This is a genomic window from Streptomyces sp. NRRL S-646, from assembly GCF_000720765.1.
Lineage (GTDB): Bacteria > Actinomycetota > Actinomycetes > Streptomycetales > Streptomycetaceae > Streptomyces.
Genome location: NZ_JODC01000004.1, coordinates 200,931 through 222,999, shown reverse-complemented (window position 1 = coordinate 222,999; position 22,069 = coordinate 200,931). Strand labels below are relative to the sequence as shown.

Below are 22,069 nucleotides of genomic sequence, written 5' to 3'. Positions count from 1 at the left end.
GGACCCCTCAGCCCAGGTAGGCGGGAGCGACGGCCGAGGTCATCAGCCGGCGGGCCGCTCCGGAGCCGTCGGCCGGGACGGTCCACAGGTCCGAGCCGTAGTCGCCCGGGAGGGCGTAGACGAGGGTGGAGTCGTCGGCCCACAGGGCCTGGTCGTCGATGTTGCGCTGCTCGGCGGTCGCGGTCTCCTTCATGGTGCGCAGGTTGAGGACGTACAGCCGCCAAGGTGCGTCGGGAGAGGCTCCCTTGACGCGCTTCTTGTACGCGATGCGGGTGCCGTCGGGTGAGAGGGAGGGGCACTCGACGTTGCTGTGCAGGGTGGTGAGGGTGCGTGCACCGACGTCACCTCGTACGAGGTAGGTTCTGCCGCCGGTCGCCAGCGTGGCGTAGAAGCGGTGGTCGTCGGCGAAGGTGACGCCCCAGATGTTGGTGTCGGCGGCGCGGTAGGTCCGGCCGTCCTTGATGATGTGGAAGGTCTCCAGGTTGTCGTCGATCTTCCAGGTGCGGGTGTCGACGACGGCGGTGCGGGTGGAGAACTTGGTTCCTGCGTAGGAGTCTCCGCTGACGAAGACCGTCCAGGCCACCAGGTGGCCGGAGGGTGAGACGCGGGCCCGGGTGGGGATGCCCGCGGCCGGGAAGCGGTGCCGCTCGTGCAGGTGCGCGTCGAGGACCACCGCCCGGTAGGTGTCCCTGAGCGTGCCGTGCACGGCCTGCAGGCAGATGCCGGTTCCGGCGGCCGCGTGGAAGCGCAGGCACTTGACGCCCGAGGCGGTGCGCGGCCCCTGCGGATCGTCGGCGGGCACGGTGGCGATCTCGTCGCGGTGCGGGCCCCAGGCCAGGTTGCGCACCAGCAGCCGGCGTTCGGCCGTTGGCCGGAGCGAGACGGTACCCGTCCTGACGGTCGGACCGTTCGCCTGCTGCTCGTCCCGCATGCCCGAGCGGTGCGCGGCATACAGCACCGCCCCGGTGCCGACGCCGCCGAGCAGCAGGACGGCGGCCAGCAGGATCGCCAGGCGGGTGGTTCGGGTCATGCGGACACCTCGGCGGGGGACACGTCGGCGGTGGGACGAAGGACGAACGCGGCCACGACGGCGCTGACGGCCAGCGAGGCGGTGGTGACGGCGAGCGCGGTGCGCCCGCCCCACAGGCTCCAGGCCGCGCCGAAGGCGAGCGAGCAGGCGAACCGGGCCAGCGCCTGGCCGGTGCCCACCAGTGCCTGCCCGGCACCCTGGTGCTGTGCCGGTACAGCTCCGGCGGTGGCGGCCGCGAGGACTCCGTCGGTGGCCGCGTAGAAGGTGCCGTGCAGTACGAGGACGGCGACCACGGCGGGAATGCCGTGCCAGGGGGAGAGCACCAGGCCGTAGCCGAGCAGCAGGACGCCGTGGCCGGCCAGGAACAGCCGGCGGCGGTCGAGACGGTCGGCGAGTGCGCCGAGCGGCACGGCGAGCAGCAGGAAGACAGCGGCGGTGCCCAGGGGCAGCAGCGGGAACAGGTCGGCGGACAGGTCCCCCTCGCGCTGGAGCAGCAGGTACAGGAAGGAGTCGCTGACGGTGGTGAGACCCAGCAGGGCCGCGCAGAGGGTGAGCCGGCGCAGCTCCGGGCGGCGCAGCAGGCCCAGCGAGTCGCGCAGGGCAGGCCGGACCGGCTCGGGCAGCTGCACGGGACCGGCAGGCGCGATGCGGCGGGGCACGAACAGCACCAGCACCAGGACGCCGAGCACCGCGATGCAGCCGCTGACGGCGAAGACCGCGTCGTAGCCGTCGACGGTGGCCCGCAGCACGGCGAACGCGACCAGCGGGCCGAGCAGCGCGCCCGTGGTGTCCATGGCGCGGTGCACCCCGAACGCCCGCCCCCGGTACGCGGGTTCGGTGGCCAGCGAGATCATCGCGTCCCGGGGAGCGGTGCGCAGCCCCTTGCCGGTGCGGTCGGCCGCGAGCACGGCGCTGATGACGGGAAGCGTGTGGGCGAGCAGCAGCAGCGGCTTGCACAGCGCCGACAGACCGTAGCCGAGGCCCGCCACGACCTTGTGCCGGCGGCCGCCCCGGTCGGCGAGGTGACCGCCGGCCAGCCGGACCAGCGCCCCCACGCCGTTGTTGATGCCGTCGAGGAGACCGAAGCCGAGCGGGGACAGGCCGAGGCCGGCGACCACATAGAGCGGCAGCACGGCGGTGACCATCTCCGAGGAGACGTCGGTGATCAGGCTGACCGCACCCAGGGCCAGCACGGTGCCGGGCACAGCGGCCGGCCGCCGCCCCGGACGGGTGTCCGGGGCGACGGCGGCCTTGGTGCTGCGGGAGTCCGCGAGATACACGGGCGTCAGTTCCAGATGCCGGTGATGTCGGACGCCGACGCGGCGTTGCCCGCGTGGCTGGTCAGACCGGCCAGGTCCTCCACCGTGCGCAGGACGTTGTAGTGGTTGTAGGTGGTGGAGCTGGAGCTGCCGGCGGCGACGTGCTGCCCGTACAGGACGGTCGGGATGCGGTTGCCGGACAGCTTGTTGTCCTCGTCGAAGGTGACGGCGAGGATGCTGTTGTGCGTCTGGGCCCAAGTGGCGTACGCACCCAGGTTGTTCTTGATCCAGGTGTCGCCCGTGGAGACCGAGCAGTCGTGCATGTCGCTGCACAGGTTCGGCACGACGAAGGAGACCTTCGGCAGGGTCGTGTAGTCGGTCGGGAACTGCGCGAAGGTCATCGCGGTGTTCGTCGGCACGTTGGAGAAGCCGAACCACGGGTTGTGCTTCTGCGCGTAGTTGCCGCTGCTGCAGGTCGTCGAACCCTGGCTGGGCAGCGACTCGTTGTAGCTCTTCCAGGTCTTGCCCGCGGCGATCAGCTCGGAGGCCAGGTTCGGCGCGGAGATGGACCCGACGCCCACACAACTGTCGTCGGTGCGGCCCTGGTTGGAGCCCGAGAAGAGCATGTAGTAGTTCGGCTCACTGGGGTGGGTGAGACCGTACGACTGGGTGAGGTTGGCGCCACCCGCCTTGAGGGTGTTGTTGATGTACGGGGCGCTGGAGCTTCCGATCACCTGCGAGTAGGCGTGGTTCTCCATCACCACGACCACCACGTGGTCGGGGGTGGGGAGACCGGCGGCCTGAGCGGCTGAGGTCGTTGCAGCCCACACACCGATCGACGTTGCGGTCAGGGCGACAGCCCCGGCGAGTGCGGTGAGGGGGCGTCGGGTGCGCTGGGAAGCCTTTACGGCGGTCATGACTGTCCTCCGGACAGAAGTGACGGGCACGTGCGGGGGAGGCGGCGCCGCAAACCATAGGAGCCTGAGACCGGTACTGCGTGAAGCCCAGACGAACGCCGGACCCCGATGGGCAAACATCGCACGACATACAGGTCATGTACAGGTCATGCACTGTCTGGGCTCATCGTCGCCGCGACATACGACCCACGTACCCCGATCTCCGCGACCCGGACAACAGCGCAGGTCAGGCCTGCAGATGTGCGGAAGTCATGGACTGTAGATGGCCGAGAAAGGCGAGCGTGGCCGGGTGCGTGGGAGTGCGCGGCCAGGCCATGCGGACCGTTACGGGCGGTACGTCCGCCAGGGCCAGATAGCGGACCCCGGGGTGCGGATGGCTCTGTTTCGTCGCCTCCGCGGTGACCCCGACCGCCTCCCCCGTGGCGATCACGGTGAGCCATTCGTCGACGTTGGCCACCTCGAACGTGCGGGGTCGCCGCCCCTCGGGCCACAGCTCGGCGGTGGTCGCGGCGGTGGCGCACAGCACCACCGGACGGTCGGCGAGATCCGTCAGCCGCACCGACGGGCGGGTCGCCAGCGGGTCGCTGTCGGGTACGGCGGCCATGCGCCGCTCCCGGTACAGCGAGCGGACCTCCAGCCCGGCGCCGGGCGCGGGCGCGGTGCGCAACAGTGCCGCGTCGATCTCCCCGCGGCGCAGCGCCACCTCCGGATCGTCGCGCCGGTACACCTGCACCGGGGTCCCGGGGTGCGCCTCCCGCCAGGTGCGCAGCAGCGGCACGGTCAGGTCGCCGAGCGCCGCCCAGGCGAAACCGATCCGCAGGGGCCGCACCCCCGCCGCGGCCTCCGTCAGCGCGTCGTCCAGCTGACGGAGGATCAAATGGGCTCTCTCGTGCAGCCGTTGACCGGCATCCGTGAGGGAAAGGGCGCGGGTGGTACGGTCCACCAGCCGCACGCCGACCCGGCTCTCCAGCTGCTCCAGGGTGCGCGAGAGGGCGGGCTGGCTGATGTGGAGCACAGCCGCCGCGCCGGTGATGGTGCCCTCGTCGCCGATCGCGGCGAGCGCCCGCAGATGCCGTAGCTCCACATTCATAACTCTGAAGCATAAGTGCTCCCCAGAAGGTATTTCCCTCCCGCCGGGGGCCGGACCTAGCGTCGCAGTCATGAAGATTCTGCTCATCGGCGCCACCGGCACACTCGGCGCGGCCCTCCACAAGACACTCGACACCCGCGGCCACGAGGTCCTGAGCGTGGGACGCAGCGGCGGCGACCTGCGCCACGACATCACCGACCCCGCGCAGGTCGCCGAACTCTACGACCGCGCCGGCCGGGTGGACGCCGTGGTCAGCGCCGCCGGGCACGTGCCGTACAAGCCGGTCACCGAGCTGACCCCCGAGGACTATCTGGCTGCCTTCCACGGCAAGGTGCTCAGCCAGATCGACCTGGTGCGCCAGGGCATCCCGCGGATCGCCGAGCGCGGCTCCTTCACCCTCATCACCGGTGTGCTCGCCCGCGAGCCGATCCCCACGGGCAGTGCGGCGTCCATGGCCAACGGCGCGCTGGAGGCATTCGTCCGGGCCGCCGCCATCGAGATCGCCCCGCAGCGCATCAACGCGGTCAGCCCCACGGTCTTCACCGAGAGCCTCGCCAAGTACGGGGACTACTTCCCGGGCATGCCGCCGGTCGATCTCGCCGACGTCACGCAGGCGTACGTACGGTCCGTCGAGGGCGCGCAGACCGGGCAGGTCTATGCCCTGTAGCCGGCTGAGCCCTGTCCAGGGCAGGCGGCCCTTGCTCCGCCTCGCCGTGCGGACCCGCTCCTCGGTCAGGGGGCGGCCCACGGGATGCGGGGTGATGCTCCCGGTGACCGTGGCGGCCCGCAGCCTCGTCGAGACCGTCTCGAAGCTCGGCGAGGCTGCCCCGGGACCGCCGTCGCCGCGTCGGGGCCGTCGGTACTCCGGACCGTCGTCGTCATGCCCGTCCCGCCTCGAAGTGGGCCGCGGCGACCACCAGGTCCTGCCAGGCCATGCCCACGCTCTTGAACAACCGCGGGCGCTCGGGCGGTAGTGGGGACCGGCCCCGCACGAGATCGGCGAGGCCGACCAGTGTGCCGGGATCGAGGGCCCCTGCCTGCACGGCCAGCACGATGTCGCCCGCTTCACGCAGCGCCGCCGAAACCGCCTCCACCACCACTGTCGAACGCCCGACAGCCGTCTCGTCGACCTCCCTGGCGTCCGGCTCGTGCGATCCGACGGCCACCACGGTCGCATGCGCTGGCAGCAGCGAGCCGTCGAACAACGGTGTGCGCGCCGTGGTGCAGCAGGCCACGACGTCCGCGTCCGCCACCTCGTCCGCACTGCCGACCCGCGCCTCGACGTCTTCGGCGAACGCGCGGGTGCGCTCGGCGTCCCGGCCGACGACCACGACGTCCCGGATCGGCCGGACGCACCGCAGGGCCTCGACATGCGACCGTGCCTGCGGTCCCGTCCCGAACAGCACCAGTCGGCTCGCGTCCGGTTCGGCGAGCGCGTCGGCAGCCACGGCCGACACCGCGGCGGTACGTACGTTGGTGAGCGCGATCCCGTCCAGCAGGGCCAGCGGGGTGAGGGTCTCGCCGTCCAGCAGCAGGTAGTTGCCCTGGATCCGAGGCAGTTCCCGCGCCGGGTTGTCCGGTGCCACGGTCACCACCTTGACCCCGGCGTAGGAGCCCCAGTGGGCGGGCATGAGCAGGAGCTGCCCCCGCGGCACCGGGACGGCCGAACGCGGCGGACCGGCCTCCGGGTCGAGCCCGCCGAGCAGGCTTGCCCGCAGCGCGCCGATGGCCGCCTCCATGGGCGGCGCACCCTCCAGAACAGTGATCACAGTGGGAATCCCTCCTTGCTCACCAGTCGTCTCCCGACCGGTTCCACTTCTTACGGTGCGGCAGCGCCCCTGAAAGGGGCGCGGGGCTGGGTTGAATTGCGGCTCCGCCGGGTGGGCGCGACCAGCCGCACTGCGTTCCGCAGCCGACCGACGGCACAACGCGGCACTACCCGCGAAGCGCCCGGCCTCCGGTCACCGCCCGCAGAACGTCCACAAGCGCCCCCACCGTCGGCCGGTGCTCCGCGGACGAGCGGAACACGACCACGATGTGCCGCTCGACAACCTCCCGCAGCCGCACCACGTCGAAGCGGGAGGCGCGCAGCCTGAGCATCAGCTCCGTCACCGTGCTGATGCCGATGCCGGCCTCGACCAGCGCCAGCGTGGCCGCGGTGTCGGTCACCTCGTGCCGGACGTCGGGTTCGATGCCGGCCCGCCGGCAGGCGGTGCGCACGGCGCGGCCGTAGTAGCTGTGGGGGGAGGGCAGGATCCAGCCCAGGTTCTGCGTGTCGGCCAGGGCGACCTCCTCGCGACCCTCCAGCCACCCGGTGGGCACGGCGAGGGAGAACCGCTCCCGGTCCAGCTGCGTCACCCGCAGCGCCGGATCACGTGGGATGGGCACGTCGGGGTAGTCCAGGCCGAGCGCCAGGTCCACCGCGCCGGAGGCGACGGCGTCGTACACCTCGTCCACGTCCATGTCGCGGCTGTGCACGGCGAGCCCGGGATGCGTCTCGCGCACCCGCTGCAGGGCCGGCGGCAGGATCTCGGCGGCCGCCGTGGCGAACAGCCCCACCACCAGCACCCCGGAGACCTCGCCCCGGCTGCGCTCCAGCGCCTCGACCGCCTCGGCCTCCGTCGACAGGATCCGCTCGGCGTGCCGGGCCAGCGTCATCCCGGCGTCGGTCAGCTCCACCCGTCGGCCCACGCGCTGCAACAGCTCCATGCCCGTCGCCTTCTCCAGCGCGGCGATCTGCTGAGAGACCCCGCCGGGGGTGTACCCCAGTGCCTGAGCCACCGCGGTGATGGTTCCGCGCCTGGTCAGCTCCACGAGGGAACGAAGCTGGGAGCTCGTCCAGTCCATATAGGAACACTAATAGATCGGGCGCAGTAACTGTTCATGGACGTCAAAGGTCGGGTTGCGTCACGATGACGGGCAGACAGCTGATCAGCGTCTTGCCCCCGGCCGGGCGCCGGCCTCCGGAAGGGACGGCCCCTTGTCCTCAACATCCGCCTTCCGCTCCGTTCCGCCGACCGCAGACGTCGTGATCATCGGCGGGGGAGTGATGGGCGCCAGTGCCGCGTTCCACCTCGCCGAAGCGGGGGTGACCGACATCGTCGTCGTCGAGCGCGGCGAGCTGGCCTGCGGCAGCTCGGGCAAACCGATCGGCGGCGTACGCGCCCAGTTCTCCGACCCCCTCAACATCGAGCTGGGCAGCCGGAGCCTGCGCGCCTACGAGAACTTCCCGCACCGCCCCGGCGCCGACATCCGCCTGGACACCGTCGGCTACCTCTTCCTGCTCACCACCGACCGGCAGGCCGCGGACTTCGAGGCAAGCGCCAGGACCCAGAACGCCCTCGGCGTCCCCACCCGCATGATCGCCCCGGAGGAGGCCCGCAGCCTCTGTCCCTACGTCAGTACCGACGGACTCTTGGCCGCCGCCTACTCGCCCGCCGACGGCCACGCCCGCCCCGGCCTGGTCGTGAACGGATACGCCGACGCGGCCGCCCGCGCCGGCGCCACCTTCGCCACCCACACCACCGTGACCGGCATCGACACCGCAGGCGACCAGGTCACCGCCGTCCATACAGACCACGGACGCATCGACTGCAACACCGTCATCTGTACGGCGGGCGCGTGGTCGGGCCTGATCGGCGACATGGTCGGCATCGACCTCCCGGTCCGGCCGGTACGCCGCCAACTCGCCTTCACCGAACCGCTCGTGCCCCCGGCGCCCCGTATCCCCTTCACCATCGACTTCGCCTCGTCGGCCTACTTCCACAACAGCGACGACGGCCTGCTGTTCGGCCTCGCCGACCCCCGCCAGCCCGACGGCTTCGACACCACCTGGACCCCCCAGTGGCTCGAACTGTTCCGGGACGCCGTACGCAGCCGGGCCCCCGAACTCGCCGACATGAGGACCGTCGGCGGCTGGGCCGGCCTCTACGAGGTCACCCCCGACCACAACGCCCTCATCGGCCGCTCCGGGGAACTGGTCAACTTCCTCTACGCCACCGGGTTTTCGGGCCACGGCTTCCTGCAGGCCCCTGCCGTCGGCGAGATCCTGCGCGACCTCCACCTCGACCGAACACCCTTCACCGACATCTCCCCCCTCAGCGCAGACCGCTTCCACTCCGGAGCCGAGAGCCGCCCCGAAGCGCACGTGGTGTGAATCCCCCGAAGCCCATGCGGCGTGAACCCCGATCGAAAGGCTTCGATGATCAGCCAGTGGCAGCTGCGCGACGCCTTCGCCGCCCGGCTCCTGGGCATGTACGGCCGGGAGGCGGCCCCCGCCCGCACCACGCTCGTGGACGTCCCGCGCAAGGTCGACGAGGAGGTCCTGCGCGCACAGGGCGCCGACGCCGAACGCCTGGGCTCCCACAGCCGCGTGACCGCCGAACGCCACGGTGCCATCTGCATCGGCCCCCCGAACTGCACCAGGTCGCCCGTGTCTTCGGCGCCCAGGACATGCGCCCGGTGGGCTTTCACGGCCTGCGCGAAGCCGCCTCCCGCGCGGTCCGTCGTATCGACCGCGAAGTCCCCGCCCCCTCGCCCAGGTCGCCCGGGGCTGCAACTCGACGGCCCGCTCGGCTGACCGCCCTTTCCCACTCACCGAACCCCGAGGATGCATCATGACGAGCACCGCCCTGCCCAGCACCGAGGACCTGCGCGCCCGCGCCCGTACGAGCCTGGAGCGCATCGGCGTCATCGTCCCCGAAGGCGCCGACTTCCAGGCACGTACGCCGATCACCGGCGAGGACCTCCTCGGCCTCACGGCCGCCACCGCCGCCGACACCGAGGAGGCCGTCACGGCCGCCCGCGAGGCCTTCCTCACCTGGCGCACCACACCGGCCCCGCGGCGCGGTGAACTCGTACGCCGACTGGGCGAGTTGCTGCGGGACCACAAGAGCGACCTGGCGGACCTCATCACCATCGAAGCGGGCAAGATCCGCTCGGAGGCGCTCGGCGAGGTCCAGGAGATGATCGACATCTGCGACTTCGCGGTCGGCCTGTCCCGTCAGCTCTACGGCCGCACCATTGCCTCCGAGCGCCCCGGCCACCGCCTGGCCGAGACCTGGCACCCGCTGGGCGTGGTCGGCGTGATCTCCGCGTTCAACTTCCCGGCCGCCGTGTGGTCCTGGAACACCGCCGTGGCCCTGGCCTGCGGCGACACAGTGATCTGGAAGCCGTCCGAGCTCACCCCGCTGATCTCTCTCGCCTGCGACCGCTTGCTGGCGCAGGCCGCCGAGGAGACCGGCGCACCACGGGACGTACACCGCCTCCTGCTCGGTGACCGCACCGTCGGCGAGAAGCTCGTGGACGACCCGCGCGTCGCCCTCGTCAGCGCCACCGGCTCCACCCGCATGGGCCGCGAGGTCGGCCCCCGCGTCGCCGCACGGTTCGGCCGCAGCCTGCTGGAGCTCGGCGGCAACAATGCCGCCGTCGTGGCGCCCTCGGCCGACCTCGACCTCGCTGTCCAGGGCATCGTCTTCGCCGCGGCCGGCACGGCCGGGCAGCGCTGTACGACCCTGCGCCGCCTCATCGTGCACCGCGACATCGCCGACACGCTCGTCGCACGGCTCACGGCCGCGTACGCCAAGCTGCCCATCGGCGACCCCTTCGACGAGAACACCCTCGTCGGACCGCTCATCTCCACCAAGGCCCTCGACGGCATGCAGGACGCCGTCACCCGCGTCCAGGCGCAGGGCGGCAAGGTCCTGGTCGGCGGTGCGCGCCGACTGGCCGACGCCGCACCCCGCGCCGCCTACGCCGAACCGGCCATCGTCCGCGTCGACGAACAGACCGACGTGGTACGGGAGGAGACCTTCGCGCCGATCCTCTACGTCCTGACCTACGACACGCTGGAGGAGGCCATCGCCCTGCACAACGACGTCCCGCAGGGCCTGTCCTCCAGCATCTTCACCCGCGACCAGCAGGAAGCAGAGCTCTTCCTCTCCGCCGAGGGCTCCGACTGCGGCATCGCCAACGTCAACATCGGCACCTCCGGCGCGGAGATCGGGGGCGCCTTCGGCGGGGAGAAGGAGACGGGCGGCGGCCGCGAGTCGGGCTCCGACGCCTGGCGCGCGTACATGCGGTCGGCCACCAACACCATCAACTACTCCGGCCGACTCGCCCTGGCCCAGAACGTCAGCTTCCTCTAGCGGGTCACCCGCGCCGCGCGAGCATGCTCAGAGTGTTGGCGGCCACGATGGCGCCGATGCTCACCCACTCCGTCCAGCCCTGGTTCTGACCGAGGCCGATCCACCCGACGACGGCGGCGAGGACGGGGTTCACGCTCATGAGCGGACCGAACGCCTGAGCGGGCACCCGACGCAGACTGAACAGGTCCGCGAGATACGGCACCGCAGAGGAGAGCACCCCGGCCGCCACGGCGCACCCCACCGCCGCAGCGGCCGGCGGATGCCGCAGCACGAGGGCGACACCGATCGGCAGGAACATCAGGGCCGAGAGGTCGGCGGCCGCCGCGGACCCCGCGGCACCGGGGATACGGCGGCCCACGGTGCGAGCGCGCCCACCGCGCCGACGGCCACGATGTCGTCCAGCTGTTGCTGCAACGCGTCGCGATCCGTGTCCGCGCCGCCCGAGGCGGCAGAGGCGGCGGCCGATACCGCCATCGCCGCCAAAGCCGTCACCGCCGTCACCAGCGCCCGCTGCACGCGTCCCGTCCCCGCCCCCGTACCACCCGTCACTGCCCCGCCCTGGGATCCGCAACGAGCCTGCTGGAGGGGCCGGTTGGCCGCGATGGCGTGCAGTGCCGTAACCGTGCGGGGGACAGCCCCACCCCGCTGCCCGCGAGCCGGTCAGCGGCGTCGATGGCGTGCGGTGACGTCCGCGAGGTAGCCGCGCAGCATGACCTTGGCCTCGTCGAGGAGTTCCACGTCGCCCTCGGCGTCACGCCGGAACGCCTCCTGCGCCAGCGCGTCGGCCGCGAGGACCGCGGCGTGGCAGGCGGCGGCGAGGGTCTCGTGGTCGTGCGCCATGCCGAGCGCGAGCAGGACGCGGCGGATTCCCTCGGCCATACGGCGCTTGTGCGCGCGGTCCGCGGCGCGGGTCCGCTCGGTCAGGCCGCTGCCGAACCAGAGGGCACGGAAGCCGTGTTCGGTGCGGTAGATCCCGGCGAACGCGTCGACGAGCACGCCCACCGGGTCCTCCCAGCGCTCCGCCGTGGCGGCCTGGACGAGGCCGTCCATGGCGGCTTCGAGTTTCGTGAAGTAGCCGGCCGCCAGGGCATCGATGATCGCGTCGCGGTCGGGCAGGTACTGGTACAGCGAGCCGACCGACACCTTGGCCTCCGCAGCGACCCGGGTGGTGGTCAGAGCCTCGACGCCCTCACCGATCATCACGCGCTCGGCGGCCTCCAGGACCCGCGCCAAGCGCGCCTTGCTGCGCGCCTGTTGGGGGGTACGGCGCAGGGAAGCGGCCCCGCTGACCTCCGCGGTCGGCTCTCCCACGAACAACCTCCGAACCTGAACGTGACTTTGTTTCACCTTTAGGTTACGGTCCCGCACATGACCGACTCAAGCACGGCGCTCGGGCGGGAGCGGGCCGCCGTGGCGGACGCCTGCCGCCGCCTGGGGGCCGAGGGCCTGCTCATCGGTACGGCAGGGAACGTGAGCGTGCGCGTGGGGGAGCGGGTCGCGATCACCGCGACCGGGGCGGTGCTCGCCGAACTCACCGCGGACCAGGTGACGTTGGTCGACCTGGACGGGAGAATCGTCGGCGGAACCCTGGAGCCGACCTCGGAGTTGGACCTGCACCTCGGCGTCTACCGGCGCTACGGCACCGGCGCGGTCGTCCACACCCACGCACCGATGGCCACCGCGCTCTCCTTGGTCCTCGACGAACTGCCGTGCGTCCACTACCAGTTGCTCGCTCTCGGCGGCACCGTCCGCGTCGCGCCGTACGCCACCTTCGGCACCCCCGAACTCGCCGAGTCGGTGCTCGCCGCGCTGGAGGGCCGCAGCGCCGCACTGATGGCCAACCACGGCGCGCTCACCCACGCGCCGACCCTCGACAAGGCGGTGGAGCACGCCCTGCTGCTGGAGTGGGCCTGCGGTGTGTACCAGCACGCGGCCGCGCTCCGTGCGCCCCGCGCCCTGGACGAACAGCAGCAACTCGCAGTCATCGAGGCCGCGATCGCCCGCAACTACGGCACCACCCACCCCGTACCATCCGCGCAGGAGGAAGAGCGATGAAGGTCGTCACGATGGGCGTGCATGTACTGGACGTACTGGTACGGCCGGTGGAGGAGATACCCGAGGGTCAGGGCGCGACCCTCGTCGACGACATCCGGATGACCGCCGCCGGGACGGCCGGCGGCACCGCCCTCACCCTCGCCAAGCTGGGCGCCTCGGTGCGCACCGCCGGTGCGATCGGCGCCGACCCGACCGGCGACATGCTCGTCCAGCTCCTCAACAGGGCAGGCATCGACACCGGGCTGCTCGTCCGCCGTGTCGACACCTCGACCTCCGCGAGCGTGCTGCCCATCCGCCCCAACGGCGACCGCCCCTCGCTCCATCTGCTCGGCGCCAACATCACCTACGGCCTCGACGACGTGCCCTGGGACGAGGTGGCCGAGGCCGGCCACCTCCACCTGGGCGGCCCCGAGCTGATCGGCGCCGATGTCGCCGCACGCATCCTGGCGCACGCCAAGGAACACGACGTCGTCACCTCCGTGGACCTCCTCGCCCCCGGCGAGCTGGGCACCTTCGACCAGATCGAACCGCTGCTCCCGCACGTCGACTATCTGCTCCCCAACGACGACCAGGTCCTCGGCTTCAGCGAGGAGCAGGATCTCGTGACCGGCGCGAAGAAGCTCCTTGCCGCCGGGGCGGGCCTCGTCGCCGTCACCTGCGGCGGCGACGGCGCGCTCCTGGTGACCGCAGAGGGCACGGAAACGGTGTCCGCCTTCGAGGTCGACGTCGTCGACACCACCGGCTGCGGCGATGCGTTCTCGGCAGGATTCATACGCGGCATCAGCCTCGGCCGCACCCCGCGCGAGGCCGCCGTACTGGGCAGCGCCGCGGCCGCACTGGTGGCGCAGGGGCTGGGCAGCGACCACGGGGAGTTCGACCTGCCGGAGGCCGACGAGTTCGCCATGACCCACAAGACCCGCTCCTGAGCCGCTCGACTCGCGGTAAACCGGTGTAAACCGTCACCGAGTCAATCAAGTGGTGACGGTCACGACAGGGGCGTACGGTCGAACGGTAGACGCCACAGTGGACGGAACCGTTCACTGACGCCGAGTGCGACACGCTATGAGCAGCAGCCCGCAGCCGACCTCCGCATCACAGGCCGCCACCCGCGAACCGGGCGGCGGCGGAAACGGCATGGCGCTGCTGGTCATCGCGTCGTGCCAGCTGATGGTGGTCCTGGACATCACCATCGTGAACATCGCACTGCCGCACATCCAGAGCGCCCTGAACTTTTCCACCACCAGCCTGTCCTGGGTGGTCAACGCCTATACCCTCACCTTCGGCGGCCTGCTGCTGCTCGGCGGGCGTACCGGCGACATCCTCGGCAGGCGGCGGATGTTCGTCTTCGGGGTGCTGCTGTTCGCGCTCGCCTCGCTGCTGGGCGGGCTCGCCCAGAACTCCGGTGAACTCCTCGCCGCCCGCGCCCTCCAGGGAGTCGGCGGCGCCATCGCCTCCCCGACCTCCCTCGCCCTGATCAGCACGACCTTCCGCGAAGGCCCGGAACGCAACCGGGCCTTCGGGGTCTTCGCCGCGGTCTCCTCGGGCGGCGGCGCCATCGGGCTGCTCGCCGGCGGGATGATCGTCGAGTGGCTGAACTGGCGCTGGGTGCTGTTCGTGAACGTCCCGATCGGCCTGCTCATCGCCCTCGCCGCACCCCGCTGGATCAAGGAATCCGAACGCCACCCCGGCCACTTCGACATCGCCGGCGCGCTGACCTCCACCGTGGGCATGGTGCTGCTGGTGTACGGCTTCATCAGAGCCGCCCAGGAGGGCTGGCGGGACGCCCTCACAGTGGCCTCGTTCGCCGCGGCCATCGTGGTCCTCGCGGTGTTCATTCTCGTCGAGCGGGGATCCCGGCAGCCCATCACCCCGCTGCACATGTTCGCCGACCGCAACCGCGCGGGCACGTACGGCATCATGCTGAGCCTGGCCGCTGCGATCTTCGGCATGTTCTTCTTCCTCACGCTGTTCGTGCAGGACGTCCTGGGCTTCAGCCCGCTGCAGGCCGGGCTCGCGTTCCTGCCGGTCAGCGTGGTCATCGCCGTGGGCGCGGCGCTCGCCTCGCGGTTCCTGCCGAGGTTCGGACCCAAACCCTTCATGGTGGTCGGCGCCGTTCTCGCCGCCGCCGGGCTGGCCTGGCTGACGCTGACCGACGTCCACTCCACGTATGCGGGCAGCATCCTCGGCCCGATCTGCGTCTTCGGCCTGGGCATGGGCATGGAGTTCGTCTCGCTGACCCTCATGGCGCTGTCCAACGTCCCCGTCCAGGAGACCGGCGCGGCCTCCGGGCTCCTCAACGCCACCCAGCAGGTGGGCGGTTCACTCGGTCTGTCCATCCTGGTCACCATGTTCGGCACGGCCAGCACCAACGAGGCCCACAAGCAGATACCGCGCTTCCTGGCCCAGGCTACCCCGGCCGAACGCCTGCGCTTCAAGCACACCGGACAGCTCCCGAGCCCCTGGTCCGACCACGTGCTCACGTCCGGGATCTCCGCGGCCTTCATCATGGCAGCGATCTTCACCGTCGTCGCCGCCCTGATCGCCCTGATCGTCATCCAGGTCCGCCCCTCCGACCTGGAACGCCTCAAGGGCGGGATGGGGCCGGGGCCGGGCTGACGCTCCTCGGCCGGGCCGGGGTCCTCAGTCGGCCGAGACCGTCTGCCCGCCCCACTCCTCCGGCGCGATGTCCGCGAGCGTCTGCGAGAACGTCCACTGATGGCCCGCGAGGTCCTCGGCCGTGTACTGGCGTTCCCCGTACTCGAAGTCGGTCGGTTCCATGACGATGCGTGCGCCGTGTGCCCGGGCCTGCGCGCAGTGGGCGCGGACGTCGTCGACGCGCACCGTCACCGAGTGCGTGACCTCGCCGGGGCGCGGGGGACGGCGGTCCTTGCGGGTGTCCCCGACGATCACGGCGCCGTCACCGAAGCTGAGCTGGGCGCGGTGGTGCTCGCCGATCCGTACCCGTTCCACGAACCCGAAGGCCGCATTGAGCCAGGCGACCGCCGCGCGTACATCGGGGTAGATCAGGACGGGGATGACAGTCGCGGAAGGGATGGAGCGGTTCGGCTTCATGGCCGACTCCCTGTCATCGGGAACCTGTCGCCGCAGAACCTGCCCTCAGAAAAGGAGAGGCCGGAGGTGCGCCGGTCGTGCCAGGCTAGCCGGTCGGTTCATGCCTGCGCCGTGCGTCCACGAGTCCGCCATGGGAGTGTCGGTGACCGCGTCTCGCCCGGCTTCGTTGCTGGAGCGGTTCGACTTCGCCTGCGGGCGTCTGCCGCCCGCCTGACCGGGCCGGTGATGGACAGCGGAGACGGCTCGGACACCGAGGTCGGGCCCATGACCGATGAGGAGTATCTGTGGGAGCCGGTGCCGGACGGCTGGTCGGTCCGGCGGCGGGCGGACGGGCCGGGGCCGCGCGCCACCCTGCTGGCCGGCGCCGCGGACGGGGACTGGGGACGTGACGCGGCGTCGTATCCGCATCCCTGGCCGCCGCCCTTCACCACCATCGCGTGGCGGCTGAGCCACCTGAGCGAGATGCTGACCCTCCGTGCCGACCACACGGCAGGCGGCCACAGCCTCACCCGGGACGCCCACCTCGTCGGCGGGGACGCGGCAGCGGCCGTCGCCGCCTTCGACGCCGGTGTCACGGCCTGGCGCAAGGCACTGCTGACCAGCGGCGACGCGGCGCTCGACACGGTCGGAAGTACTGCACCCCGGCCGAGATCCCACTGCTGTGCGACCTGTACCGCGCGCGACAGCCCTGACCGCGCCGCCGCGGGTCACGGCGTGGGGACCAGCCCCAGCTGCTGGGCCCGCAGGACCGTGCTGATGCGGTCACGGGTGCCGAGTTTGCGGTAGATCTTCTCGACGTGCTTGTGGACCGTACGGTCCGATATGCCGAGCCGTCGGCCGATCGCGGCCGCGGTCAGGGCGTCCGTGAGCAGGAGCAGGACGGTCATCTCCCGGGGAGTGAGAGGGCAGTCCACTGCCGGTCCGCCGGCGGATTCCGGGGCGGCCGTCCGCTTCCAGCGCTCCAGGAGCTGCCGTTGCTGCTCCACCGCCGCCAGCAGCGGCTGCAACTGCCGGGCCAGGCGGACATGGTCGTCGGTGAAGTCCCCACCGGAGCGGTAGACCATGCATCCGGTGATCGGCGTGGTCGTCTCGGGCAGCGGAATCGCCAGCACGTGGTCCGCGTCCATGATGTCGCCGATCAGCCGCGCGGTCGGGCTCGTGGACCATGCGGCGCCGGCGGCCCCGCGCGCCGTGAGGGGAGTCCTGTCCCGCCCGCCCGCGTAGTGGTCCGCGAACGGAAAACCCGCGCGCAGAAGTCCGAGGTCCTCCTCCCCGAGCCCGTCGAACTCGACGGCGACCTCGGACGGCATGCCGACGGTGCCCTCGGCCTCGTTCCAGTCGTCGAGCTTGTAGATCAGGGTCTCGCCGCCGCACAGGCCGGGCAGGGCGCTGGCCAGCAGCGGCCACAGCCGCTCCGGCTCACGCTCGTTGAGGGCGGCGACGGCCACCGACAGCATGCGTTCGTGGGCCCCGCCCGGCACCTGTGCCACGTTCTTCTCCGCTCGTCCGCCGCGTACGCAGTTGTACCCATACCGGCGACGCCGCTCGCTGCTCCAGACTGCATTCGAGCACTCTGGGGAGCAACAACGACGTTCTCGGATGTACTCCAGCACATCGGCGCCACGGCAGCCGCAGCGGGGGAGTCCCGGCGCTTGGGGAGGACGCCGGGATCCCCACACCGTGCGGGGCCGCCGGCGCGGGGGACCGGCGGCCCCGCACGGCTCAGTCCGACGCGGGCGGATCCGTACGCATAGCATCCGAGATCGACTTGACGCCACCGTGCAGTACGTGAAGAGGGCGTTGAGGGTGTCTGCGGTGTCCTGCTTGATCGGTGCGAAGTCGGGCGCGTTGGGGAACTGCTGCGACGCCCTCTCGTACGCCTTCTGTACGACACTCCAGCGCGCGTCGCCGCGCACCCTGGCCGCATCCAGCGTGGTGTTGGTGGGGATGCGGACGACGGGCCGGTGGCCGTCGACGCTGGTCATGGCGATCCGCTGGCCCTCGGCGGAGACGAGGAAGGCGGCAAGTGCCTTCTCCTGCCTGCTCTTTCCGGTCCTGGCGCCGAAGTACACGTTCTCGCCGTCGGCCAGTACGTCGGAGCCGGCCGGGCCCGCGGGTGCGGGGACGACCTCGTACTTGTCCTTGCCGACCGTCTGGTCGAAGGTGGTCATGTTGTACGGGCCGGTCATGTACATCCCGGCGTTGCCGTCCTGGAAGTTGGTGGCGGTGCCGGTGATGGCGCTGACGGCGCCGGGCTGCAGGACGCCCTTGGCGCCGCAGAAGAGGTTGTCCTTCATCCAGGTGACGGTCCGTACGGCGGCCGCCGAGTCCATCGCGGGGCGGTAGCCGCCCCTGCCGTCGCGCTCGATGATCTGCGCGCCGCCCTGTCACAGGAAACTGGCGCCCCACCAGGCGGCGTAGCCGTTCTGTGCGCTGCCGGGGGCGACGATGCCGTAGGTGTCCTTCTTGCCGTCCCCGTCGGGGTCGCGGTCGGCGAAGGCCTTGGCGACGGCGAGCATCTGCTGCCAGGTCTTCGGCGCTTGCAGGCCCAGCTTCTTCAGCCAGTCCGTGCGGATCATCAGGGTCTGCGCCTGGCGGGAGTACGGGATGCCGTAGTGCTTGCCGTCCAGGCCCACGGTGGAGGCCCAGGACCGGTCGCTGATCTGCTCGTGGCCCGCGATCGAGGCGGGGTCGATCGGCTTGAGGAGGCCCTGGCTCTGGTAACTGCCCATCAGCGCCGTGTCGTTGATCATCACGTCCGGCAGGTCCCTGGTGGAGGCACGCGCCTGGAGCTGCTGGTCGAAGGTGATGACCGGCTGGTAGTCGATCTTGATGCCGGTCTTCCTGGTGAAGGTGGCGAAGACACGGTCGTAGGTGGCGGCGTCGTCCGGATTGCTCCGGGTCCACACTTCGAGCGTGTTCGGGTCGCAGGAACCGGCGCCCCCGGAACCGGAGCCACAGGCGGCCGTTCCGAATGCGATCCCTGCGGCGGCGAGGGCGGCGGCCAGGCGGCGACTCTAAATGGGACGGCTCAAGCTACGAATCGTTTCATCGGCATGTCAGGGCATGGCTGAAACATTTCACCGAGCCCGTGCATGCGTCACTGGATGCCGTGATGTCGGCGGGCGGCGCGCAGGGACCGTGCCCCGGGCCGAGATGAGGAGGGTGCCCGTGACGAACAACGAGGAGGCCGCCGACTTCCGTCGGCGGCCTCGCAGTTCATCGAGCTGTTGGTGTCACGCCTCGTCCGGCGTCCCTGATCTCACGCGGGACGTACGGCGATACGGACGGCGGCTTCGCCGGCGTAGTGGACCGAGTCCTCGCGGATGACCGCGCCCGGGCCGGGCGCGTGAATCATCAAACCGTTGCCGGTGCAGATGCCGACGTGGCTGAAGTTGTCGTTGAAGAAGATCAGGTCTCCGGGGCGGCTCTCCGCGAGCGGAATCACCGTGCCGGCGCTCGCCTGCTCGTACGTGGTGCGTGGCAGGGTGACCCCGGCAGCCCGCCAGGCGGCCTGGGTGAGCCCGGCGTTGTCGTACGACTCCGGCCCGACCGCACCCCACAGGCACGGCCTGCCGATCTGTGCACGGGCGAAGTCGATCGCCCTGTCGGCCTTGGTGACGGCGGAGGTACCGACGGCGGGCACACCCGTGTCCAGGGCGGAGGGCTGCATGGTCCATCCCCCGGCCTGGGGTATGCCGGTGTCGAGGACGGACGGCTGGGTGCGCCAATCCCCGGCCGGGGTTACGCCGGAGTTGAGGACGGACGGCTGCATACGCCACTCCTCGACCGCGGGTACCCCGGTGTCGAGCACGGACGGCTGCATGAACTGTTCCCCGACCGCGGGTACGCCGGTGTCGAGAGCGGAAGGCTGGGTGCGCCAATCCCCGGCCGGGGTTACGCCGGAGTTGAGGACGGACGGCTGTATGCGCTGCTCCCCGGCCGGGGGCGCGCCCGTGTCGAGGACCGTCGGCTGCTGCAGCCGCCAGGCCTCCTCGTTCGCCCGGGGGGTCTGTTCCGCCTGGTCCTGCCAGGGAAGCTGGGCCGGCATGGCCTCAACAGCCGGGCGCGGTGCGGAGGTCTGCCGCGCGGTGTACCGGTACAGCAGCTCGCTGGCCGCCGCGATCTTGCGCTGGCTCTGCTCCTTGGACCTGCGCAGGGAGGTCTGCTTCGACTCGGGGGCCGCCGCGGGCAGCGCGGGGGCGGCCTCCTGGCGGGGCTGCGGGACGGCGGGGAGTGCGGCCGTGGGTCCGGCGGTCAATTCGGCCACCGGACGGGACCCCGCGGAGGGCAGCTCCGCCACGGGCCGGACGGTCGCCTCCAGCTCAAGGGCGGAGGTACGGCTGTCCGCCGGGCGCGGGGGTCGCGGCTCGGCCTGGCGGGCCGACGTACGGTCGGCCGGCAGCACCGCAGGCACCGTCGGACCCAGCGACGCACGCACTCCGTCGAACCAACGCCGGGACACCGAGTCGAGTGCCGGGTCCGAGCGGCCACGCTCGCGGGCCGGCGCCGCGGGCGGCCGCGTCCCCATCAACTGGGCCCGGGTGAAGTTGAAGTTGCCGGTATCGGACTCGGCCTGGTCGTAGAGGCTGCTCACCCGCTGCCGGACGGCTTCGCGGCTCGGGCCCTCGTCCCCCGTCGTCGGTGCGGCGTCGGCGGTCTGCGAGAACAGGGCCACCGAGGTGAGGGCGGCCGTCGCGAGAGCGGAATTGCGCATACCGGGCAGGCCCAAGCCTCCGGTGCGCGATGGTCGATCCGGCGCCATGGGAGCCGTACTCCTTCCGTACTCCGCCTACCGAGTTAGCTGTCGGGTTCGGGCGGTCGGTTCCGGAAGGCATGCCCTACGGCCCCTGCCCGGGCGGGCAGTTGGGCCGATTCACCCCGTCGTTCGGTTGGGTCCCCGGCTCCGGCTGCCACGAGGGCGCACCGGACTCGGCGGAGGCCACGCGTCCCGGCGGGGTTCGCCGGAGGAACTCGTGCGGCCTAAAGCCACGCTAGCCAACTTGTGCGCCCCGTGTGAAGGTTGAAGGTCGGAATGTCCGATACGCTTTTGTGACCTTCGTCGTGATGGACCGTCAGATCCGTGTGTTGTGCACGCAGCGGATCCGGACGGCGACCGACCGTGGCGAGCAGGGCGCGTCAGGGACGCGGGCCGTCGCCGCCGGCCTCGCGCTCGGCATTGCGCTTCTTGATGCGCGCCGCCTCCTTGCGGACCTCGGCCTGTGTGGCGCGTTCCTTCTGCAGCCACTCGGGTTCTTCCTGCTTCAGTGCCTCGATCTGCTCGGTGGTGAGCGCCTCGGTGATCCCGCCGCGGGCGAGACCCGCGATGGAGACGCCCAGCTTCGCCGCGACCACCGGACGGGGGTGCGGACCGTTCGCCCGCAGCTCGCGCAGCCACTCGGGCGGCTCGGCCTGGAGCTGGTCGAGCTCGGCTCGTGAGACGACACCCTCCCGGAACTCGGCGGGGGTGGCCTCGAGGTACACACCCAGCTTCTTCGCCGCGGTCGCGGGCTTCATCGTCTGGGTGCTCTGGTGCGACTTCATGCCGTCCAGGGTATCGAGCATGTTCGAGACCTCTGACCACGGCCGGTAGCCTGGTCTGGTGACAGGCTCGGAAGAATCCCACGCGTTCCGGCTTGCGTACGTCCCGGGGGTGACGCCCGCCAAGTGGGTGCGGATCTGGAACGAGCGCCTGCCAGGCATCCCGCTGAACCTCCTCGCCGTACCGGCCGCCGAGGCATCAGAGGTGTTGCGCGCGGGTGAGGCCGACGCGGGACTCGTACGGCTGCCGGTCGACCGTACGTTCTTCAGCGCGATCCCCCTCTACACCGAGACGACGGTCGTCGTCGTCCCCAAGGACCACGTGATCACGGCGGCGGACGAGGTGACCGTGGAGGATCTTGCGGACGAGGTCCTCTTCCACCCCCTCGACGACGTCTTCGACTGGGACCGGCCGCCGGGCGAGCTCGCCTTCGAGCGGCCCGCCACCACCGAGGACGCCGTGGAACTCGTCGCGGCGGGCGTCGGCCTCCTGGTCGTCCCCCAGTCGCTGGCCCGTCTGTACCACCGCAAGGACCTCACGTACCGCCCGCTGGTGGACGCCCCCGAGTCGAGCGTCGCCCTGGCGTGGCCCGAGGAGGCGACCACGGACCTGGTCGAGGACTTCATCGGAATCGTCCGCGGCCGCACGGCCAACAGCTCCCGCGGCCGCAAGGCGCAGACGCCTGAACCGAAGGGCAAATCGGGCGGCAGGACCGGCGACGTGGCAGGCGCCCGGCGCAAGCCCGCCGCGGGGAAGGCGACCGGGAAGACGGCAGGGAAGTCGGCGGCGCGCAACCCGCGGGCCGGATCCGACGTCTCCAAGGGCGCCAAGCGCAGGAAACCCCGCCGCCGGGCATAGCCTCCCTCGGGGCGGCCTCGCCCCGTTCCGATCCATCCGGTGGGGCGATGGACGGGAGGCGGGGAAGTTTTGCTTCGCAAGGGGGTACGGTGCGCAGGTG

21 protein-coding genes, 1 pseudogene and 1 riboswitch are annotated in these 22,069 nt (G+C 71.4%); of the genes and pseudogenes, 9 read left to right on the top strand and 13 right to left on the bottom strand.

Features of this window, described 5'->3' with window-relative positions; genetic code table 11:
- Nucleotides 1-7 precede the first annotated feature (7 nt).
- From IH68_RS0109265 to IH68_RS0109250, 4 genes are all read right to left on the bottom strand, one after another.
- A complete protein-coding gene (locus tag IH68_RS0109265; RefSeq protein WP_030931272.1) occupies nucleotides 8-1,030 on the bottom strand; it encodes a TolB family protein in 1,023 nt (340 codons plus the stop codon).
- Entirely contained in the window at nucleotides 1,027-2,310 is a 1,284-nt protein-coding gene (locus IH68_RS0109260; RefSeq protein ID WP_030931269.1) for an MFS transporter, read from the bottom strand. The genes IH68_RS0109265 and IH68_RS0109260 overlap by 4 nt, the downstream gene beginning before the upstream one ends.
- Before the next feature lie 5 nt (nucleotides 2,311-2,315).
- A complete protein-coding gene (locus IH68_RS0109255; RefSeq protein WP_030931266.1) occupies nucleotides 2,316-3,206 on the bottom strand; it encodes an alkaline phosphatase family protein in 891 nt (296 codons plus the stop codon).
- A 226-nt stretch (nucleotides 3,207-3,432) separates the two neighbouring features.
- Nucleotides 3,433-4,296 (bottom strand): LysR family transcriptional regulator, encoded by an 864-nt coding sequence (locus tag IH68_RS0109250; RefSeq protein ID WP_030931263.1) that lies wholly within the window; start codon nucleotides 4,294-4,296, stop codon nucleotides 3,433-3,435.
- A 70-nt stretch (nucleotides 4,297-4,366) separates the two neighbouring features.
- Between IH68_RS0109250 and IH68_RS0109245 the strand changes: the two genes are divergently transcribed.
- A complete protein-coding gene (locus IH68_RS0109245) occupies nucleotides 4,367-4,963 on the top strand; it encodes a short chain dehydrogenase (protein ID WP_030931260.1) in 597 nt (198 codons plus the stop codon).
- A gap of 211 nt (nucleotides 4,964-5,174) precedes the next feature.
- On the opposite strand, the gene IH68_RS0109240 is transcribed toward IH68_RS0109245, so the two are convergent.
- On the bottom strand, nucleotides 5,175-6,065 hold the full coding sequence (locus IH68_RS0109240; RefSeq protein ID WP_030931257.1) for an ornithine cyclodeaminase family protein: 891 nt from the start codon (nucleotides 6,063-6,065) through the stop codon (nucleotides 5,175-5,177).
- 166 nt (nucleotides 6,066-6,231) lie between these two features.
- Nucleotides 6,232-7,143: a LysR family transcriptional regulator gene (locus IH68_RS0109235; RefSeq protein ID WP_030931255.1), complete on the bottom strand. Its 912-nt coding sequence runs from the start codon at nucleotides 7,141-7,143 to the stop codon at nucleotides 6,232-6,234.
- A gap of 133 nt (nucleotides 7,144-7,276) precedes the next feature.
- Between IH68_RS0109235 and IH68_RS0109230 the strand changes: the two genes are divergently transcribed.
- Genes IH68_RS0109230 through IH68_RS0109220 form a run of 3 tightly spaced genes read left to right on the top strand, consistent with a single transcriptional unit; the run spans nucleotide 7,277 to nucleotide 10,442 of the window.
- Nucleotides 7,277-8,452, top strand: coding sequence for an NAD(P)/FAD-dependent oxidoreductase (locus IH68_RS0109230; RefSeq protein WP_030931252.1), 1,176 nt, complete (start codon nucleotides 7,277-7,279; stop codon nucleotides 8,450-8,452).
- Nucleotides 8,453-8,473: 21 nt separating this feature from the next.
- On the top strand, nucleotides 8,474-8,875 hold the full coding sequence (locus IH68_RS0109225) for a 2-oxoadipate dioxygenase/decarboxylase family protein (protein ID WP_420718978.1): 402 nt from the start codon (nucleotides 8,474-8,476) through the stop codon (nucleotides 8,873-8,875).
- A 37-nt stretch (nucleotides 8,876-8,912) separates the two neighbouring features.
- Nucleotides 8,913-10,442 (top strand): aldehyde dehydrogenase family protein, encoded by a 1,530-nt coding sequence (locus tag IH68_RS0109220; RefSeq protein WP_030931246.1) that lies wholly within the window; start codon nucleotides 8,913-8,915, stop codon nucleotides 10,440-10,442.
- A 4-nt stretch (nucleotides 10,443-10,446) separates the two neighbouring features.
- On the opposite strand, the pseudogene IH68_RS0109215 reads toward IH68_RS0109220, so the two are convergent.
- Both IH68_RS0109215 and IH68_RS0109210 read right to left on the bottom strand, forming a co-directional pair.
- A pseudogene (locus IH68_RS0109215) lies at nucleotides 10,447-10,806 on the bottom strand (EamA family transporter); the annotation flags it as partial.
- 296 nt (nucleotides 10,807-11,102) lie between these two features.
- Nucleotides 11,103-11,753, bottom strand: coding sequence for a TetR/AcrR family transcriptional regulator (locus IH68_RS0109210; RefSeq protein WP_030931241.1), 651 nt, complete (start codon nucleotides 11,751-11,753; stop codon nucleotides 11,103-11,105).
- 57 nt (nucleotides 11,754-11,810) lie between these two features.
- On the opposite strand from IH68_RS0109210, the gene IH68_RS0109205 reads away from it, so the two are divergent.
- From IH68_RS0109205 to IH68_RS0109195, 3 genes are all read left to right on the top strand, one after another.
- Nucleotides 11,811-12,497 (top strand): class II aldolase/adducin family protein, encoded by a 687-nt coding sequence (locus tag IH68_RS0109205; RefSeq protein ID WP_030931238.1) that lies wholly within the window; start codon nucleotides 11,811-11,813, stop codon nucleotides 12,495-12,497.
- Nucleotides 12,494-13,423 carry a carbohydrate kinase family protein gene (locus IH68_RS0109200; RefSeq protein ID WP_030931235.1) on the top strand — a complete coding sequence of 310 codons (930 nt, stop codon included), beginning with the start codon at nucleotides 12,494-12,496 and terminating at the stop codon, nucleotides 13,421-13,423. The genes IH68_RS0109205 and IH68_RS0109200 overlap by 4 nt, the downstream gene beginning before the upstream one ends.
- A gap of 136 nt (nucleotides 13,424-13,559) precedes the next feature.
- Nucleotides 13,560-15,113: an MFS transporter gene (locus IH68_RS0109195; protein WP_030931233.1), complete on the top strand. Its 1,554-nt coding sequence runs from the start codon at nucleotides 13,560-13,562 to the stop codon at nucleotides 15,111-15,113.
- A gap of 24 nt (nucleotides 15,114-15,137) precedes the next feature.
- On the opposite strand, the gene IH68_RS0109190 is transcribed toward IH68_RS0109195, so the two are convergent.
- The gene (locus tag IH68_RS0109190; RefSeq protein ID WP_030931230.1) at nucleotides 15,138-15,569 is read right to left on the bottom strand and encodes a VOC family protein; all 432 of its coding nucleotides are present in this window, start codon (nucleotides 15,567-15,569) and stop codon (nucleotides 15,138-15,140) included.
- A 264-nt stretch (nucleotides 15,570-15,833) separates the two neighbouring features.
- Here IH68_RS0109190 and IH68_RS49695 point away from each other — a divergent pair, with 264 nt between their 5' ends.
- On the top strand, nucleotides 15,834-16,355 hold the full coding sequence (locus IH68_RS49695; RefSeq protein ID WP_234341287.1) for a hypothetical protein: 522 nt from the start codon (nucleotides 15,834-15,836) through the stop codon (nucleotides 16,353-16,355).
- Here IH68_RS49695 and IH68_RS59395 read toward each other — a convergent pair.
- The 4 genes from IH68_RS59395 to IH68_RS0109165 all read right to left on the bottom strand — a co-directional run bounded on the left by IH68_RS59395 (nucleotide 16,277) and on the right by IH68_RS0109165 (nucleotide 21,113).
- On the bottom strand, nucleotides 16,277-17,902 hold the full coding sequence (locus IH68_RS59395; RefSeq protein WP_324607665.1) for a LuxR C-terminal-related transcriptional regulator: 1,626 nt from the start codon (nucleotides 17,900-17,902) through the stop codon (nucleotides 16,277-16,279). The genes IH68_RS49695 and IH68_RS59395 overlap by 79 nt on opposite strands.
- A gap of 54 nt (nucleotides 17,903-17,956) precedes the next feature.
- On the bottom strand, nucleotides 17,957-18,478 hold the full coding sequence (locus tag IH68_RS57910) for an extracellular solute-binding protein (RefSeq protein WP_234341285.1): 522 nt from the start codon (nucleotides 18,476-18,478) through the stop codon (nucleotides 17,957-17,959).
- Between the two features lie 353 nt (nucleotides 18,479-18,831).
- Complete coding sequence (locus IH68_RS57905; RefSeq protein WP_030931228.1) at nucleotides 18,832-20,286, bottom strand: C40 family peptidase; 1,455 nt, start codon at nucleotides 20,284-20,286, stop codon at nucleotides 18,832-18,834.
- 56 nt (nucleotides 20,287-20,342) lie between these two features.
- Nucleotides 20,343-20,517: riboswitch (cyclic di-AMP (ydaO/yuaA leader) on the bottom strand.
- 191 nt (nucleotides 20,518-20,708) lie between these two features.
- Nucleotides 20,709-21,113: a DUF5997 family protein gene (locus IH68_RS0109165; protein ID WP_030931224.1), complete on the bottom strand. Its 405-nt coding sequence runs from the start codon at nucleotides 21,111-21,113 to the stop codon at nucleotides 20,709-20,711.
- A gap of 58 nt (nucleotides 21,114-21,171) precedes the next feature.
- Here IH68_RS0109165 and IH68_RS0109160 point away from each other — a divergent pair, with 58 nt between their 5' ends.
- The gene (locus IH68_RS0109160; RefSeq protein WP_030931222.1) at nucleotides 21,172-21,969 is read left to right on the top strand and encodes a LysR family transcriptional regulator substrate-binding protein; all 798 of its coding nucleotides are present in this window, start codon (nucleotides 21,172-21,174) and stop codon (nucleotides 21,967-21,969) included.
- Nucleotides 21,970-22,069 lie beyond the last annotated feature (100 nt).

Coding starts and splice junctions, on each gene's coding strand:
- IH68_RS0109265 (WP_030931272.1), bottom strand. CDS start 1,030: ATGACCCGAACCACCCGCCTGGCGATCCTGCTGGCCGCCGTCCTGCTG.
- IH68_RS0109255 (WP_030931266.1), bottom strand. CDS start 3,206: ATGACCGCCGTAAAGGCTTCCCAGCGCACCCGACGCCCCCTCACCGCA.
- IH68_RS0109250 (WP_030931263.1), bottom strand. CDS start 4,296: ATGAATGTGGAGCTACGGCATCTGCGGGCGCTCGCCGCGATCGGCGAC.
- IH68_RS0109245 (WP_030931260.1), top strand. CDS start 4,367: ATGAAGATTCTGCTCATCGGCGCCACCGGCACACTCGGCGCGGCCCTC.
- IH68_RS0109235 (WP_030931255.1), bottom strand. CDS start 7,143: ATGGACTGGACGAGCTCCCAGCTTCGTTCCCTCGTGGAGCTGACCAGG.
- IH68_RS0109220 (WP_030931246.1), top strand. CDS start 8,913: ATGACGAGCACCGCCCTGCCCAGCACCGAGGACCTGCGCGCCCGCGCC.
- IH68_RS0109205 (WP_030931238.1), top strand. CDS start 11,811: ATGACCGACTCAAGCACGGCGCTCGGGCGGGAGCGGGCCGCCGTGGCG.
- IH68_RS0109200 (WP_030931235.1), top strand. CDS start 12,494: ATGAAGGTCGTCACGATGGGCGTGCATGTACTGGACGTACTGGTACGG.
- IH68_RS0109195 (WP_030931233.1), top strand. CDS start 13,560: ATGAGCAGCAGCCCGCAGCCGACCTCCGCATCACAGGCCGCCACCCGC.
- IH68_RS0109190 (WP_030931230.1), bottom strand. CDS start 15,569: ATGAAGCCGAACCGCTCCATCCCTTCCGCGACTGTCATCCCCGTCCTG.
- IH68_RS49695 (WP_234341287.1), top strand. CDS start 15,834: ATGACCGATGAGGAGTATCTGTGGGAGCCGGTGCCGGACGGCTGGTCG.
- IH68_RS59395 (WP_324607665.1), bottom strand. CDS start 17,902: ATGGACTCGGCGGCCGCCGTACGGACCGTCACCTGGATGAAGGACAAC.
- IH68_RS57905 (WP_030931228.1), bottom strand. CDS start 20,286: ATGCGCAATTCCGCTCTCGCGACGGCCGCCCTCACCTCGGTGGCCCTG.
- IH68_RS0109165 (WP_030931224.1), bottom strand. CDS start 21,113: ATGAAGTCGCACCAGAGCACCCAGACGATGAAGCCCGCGACCGCGGCG.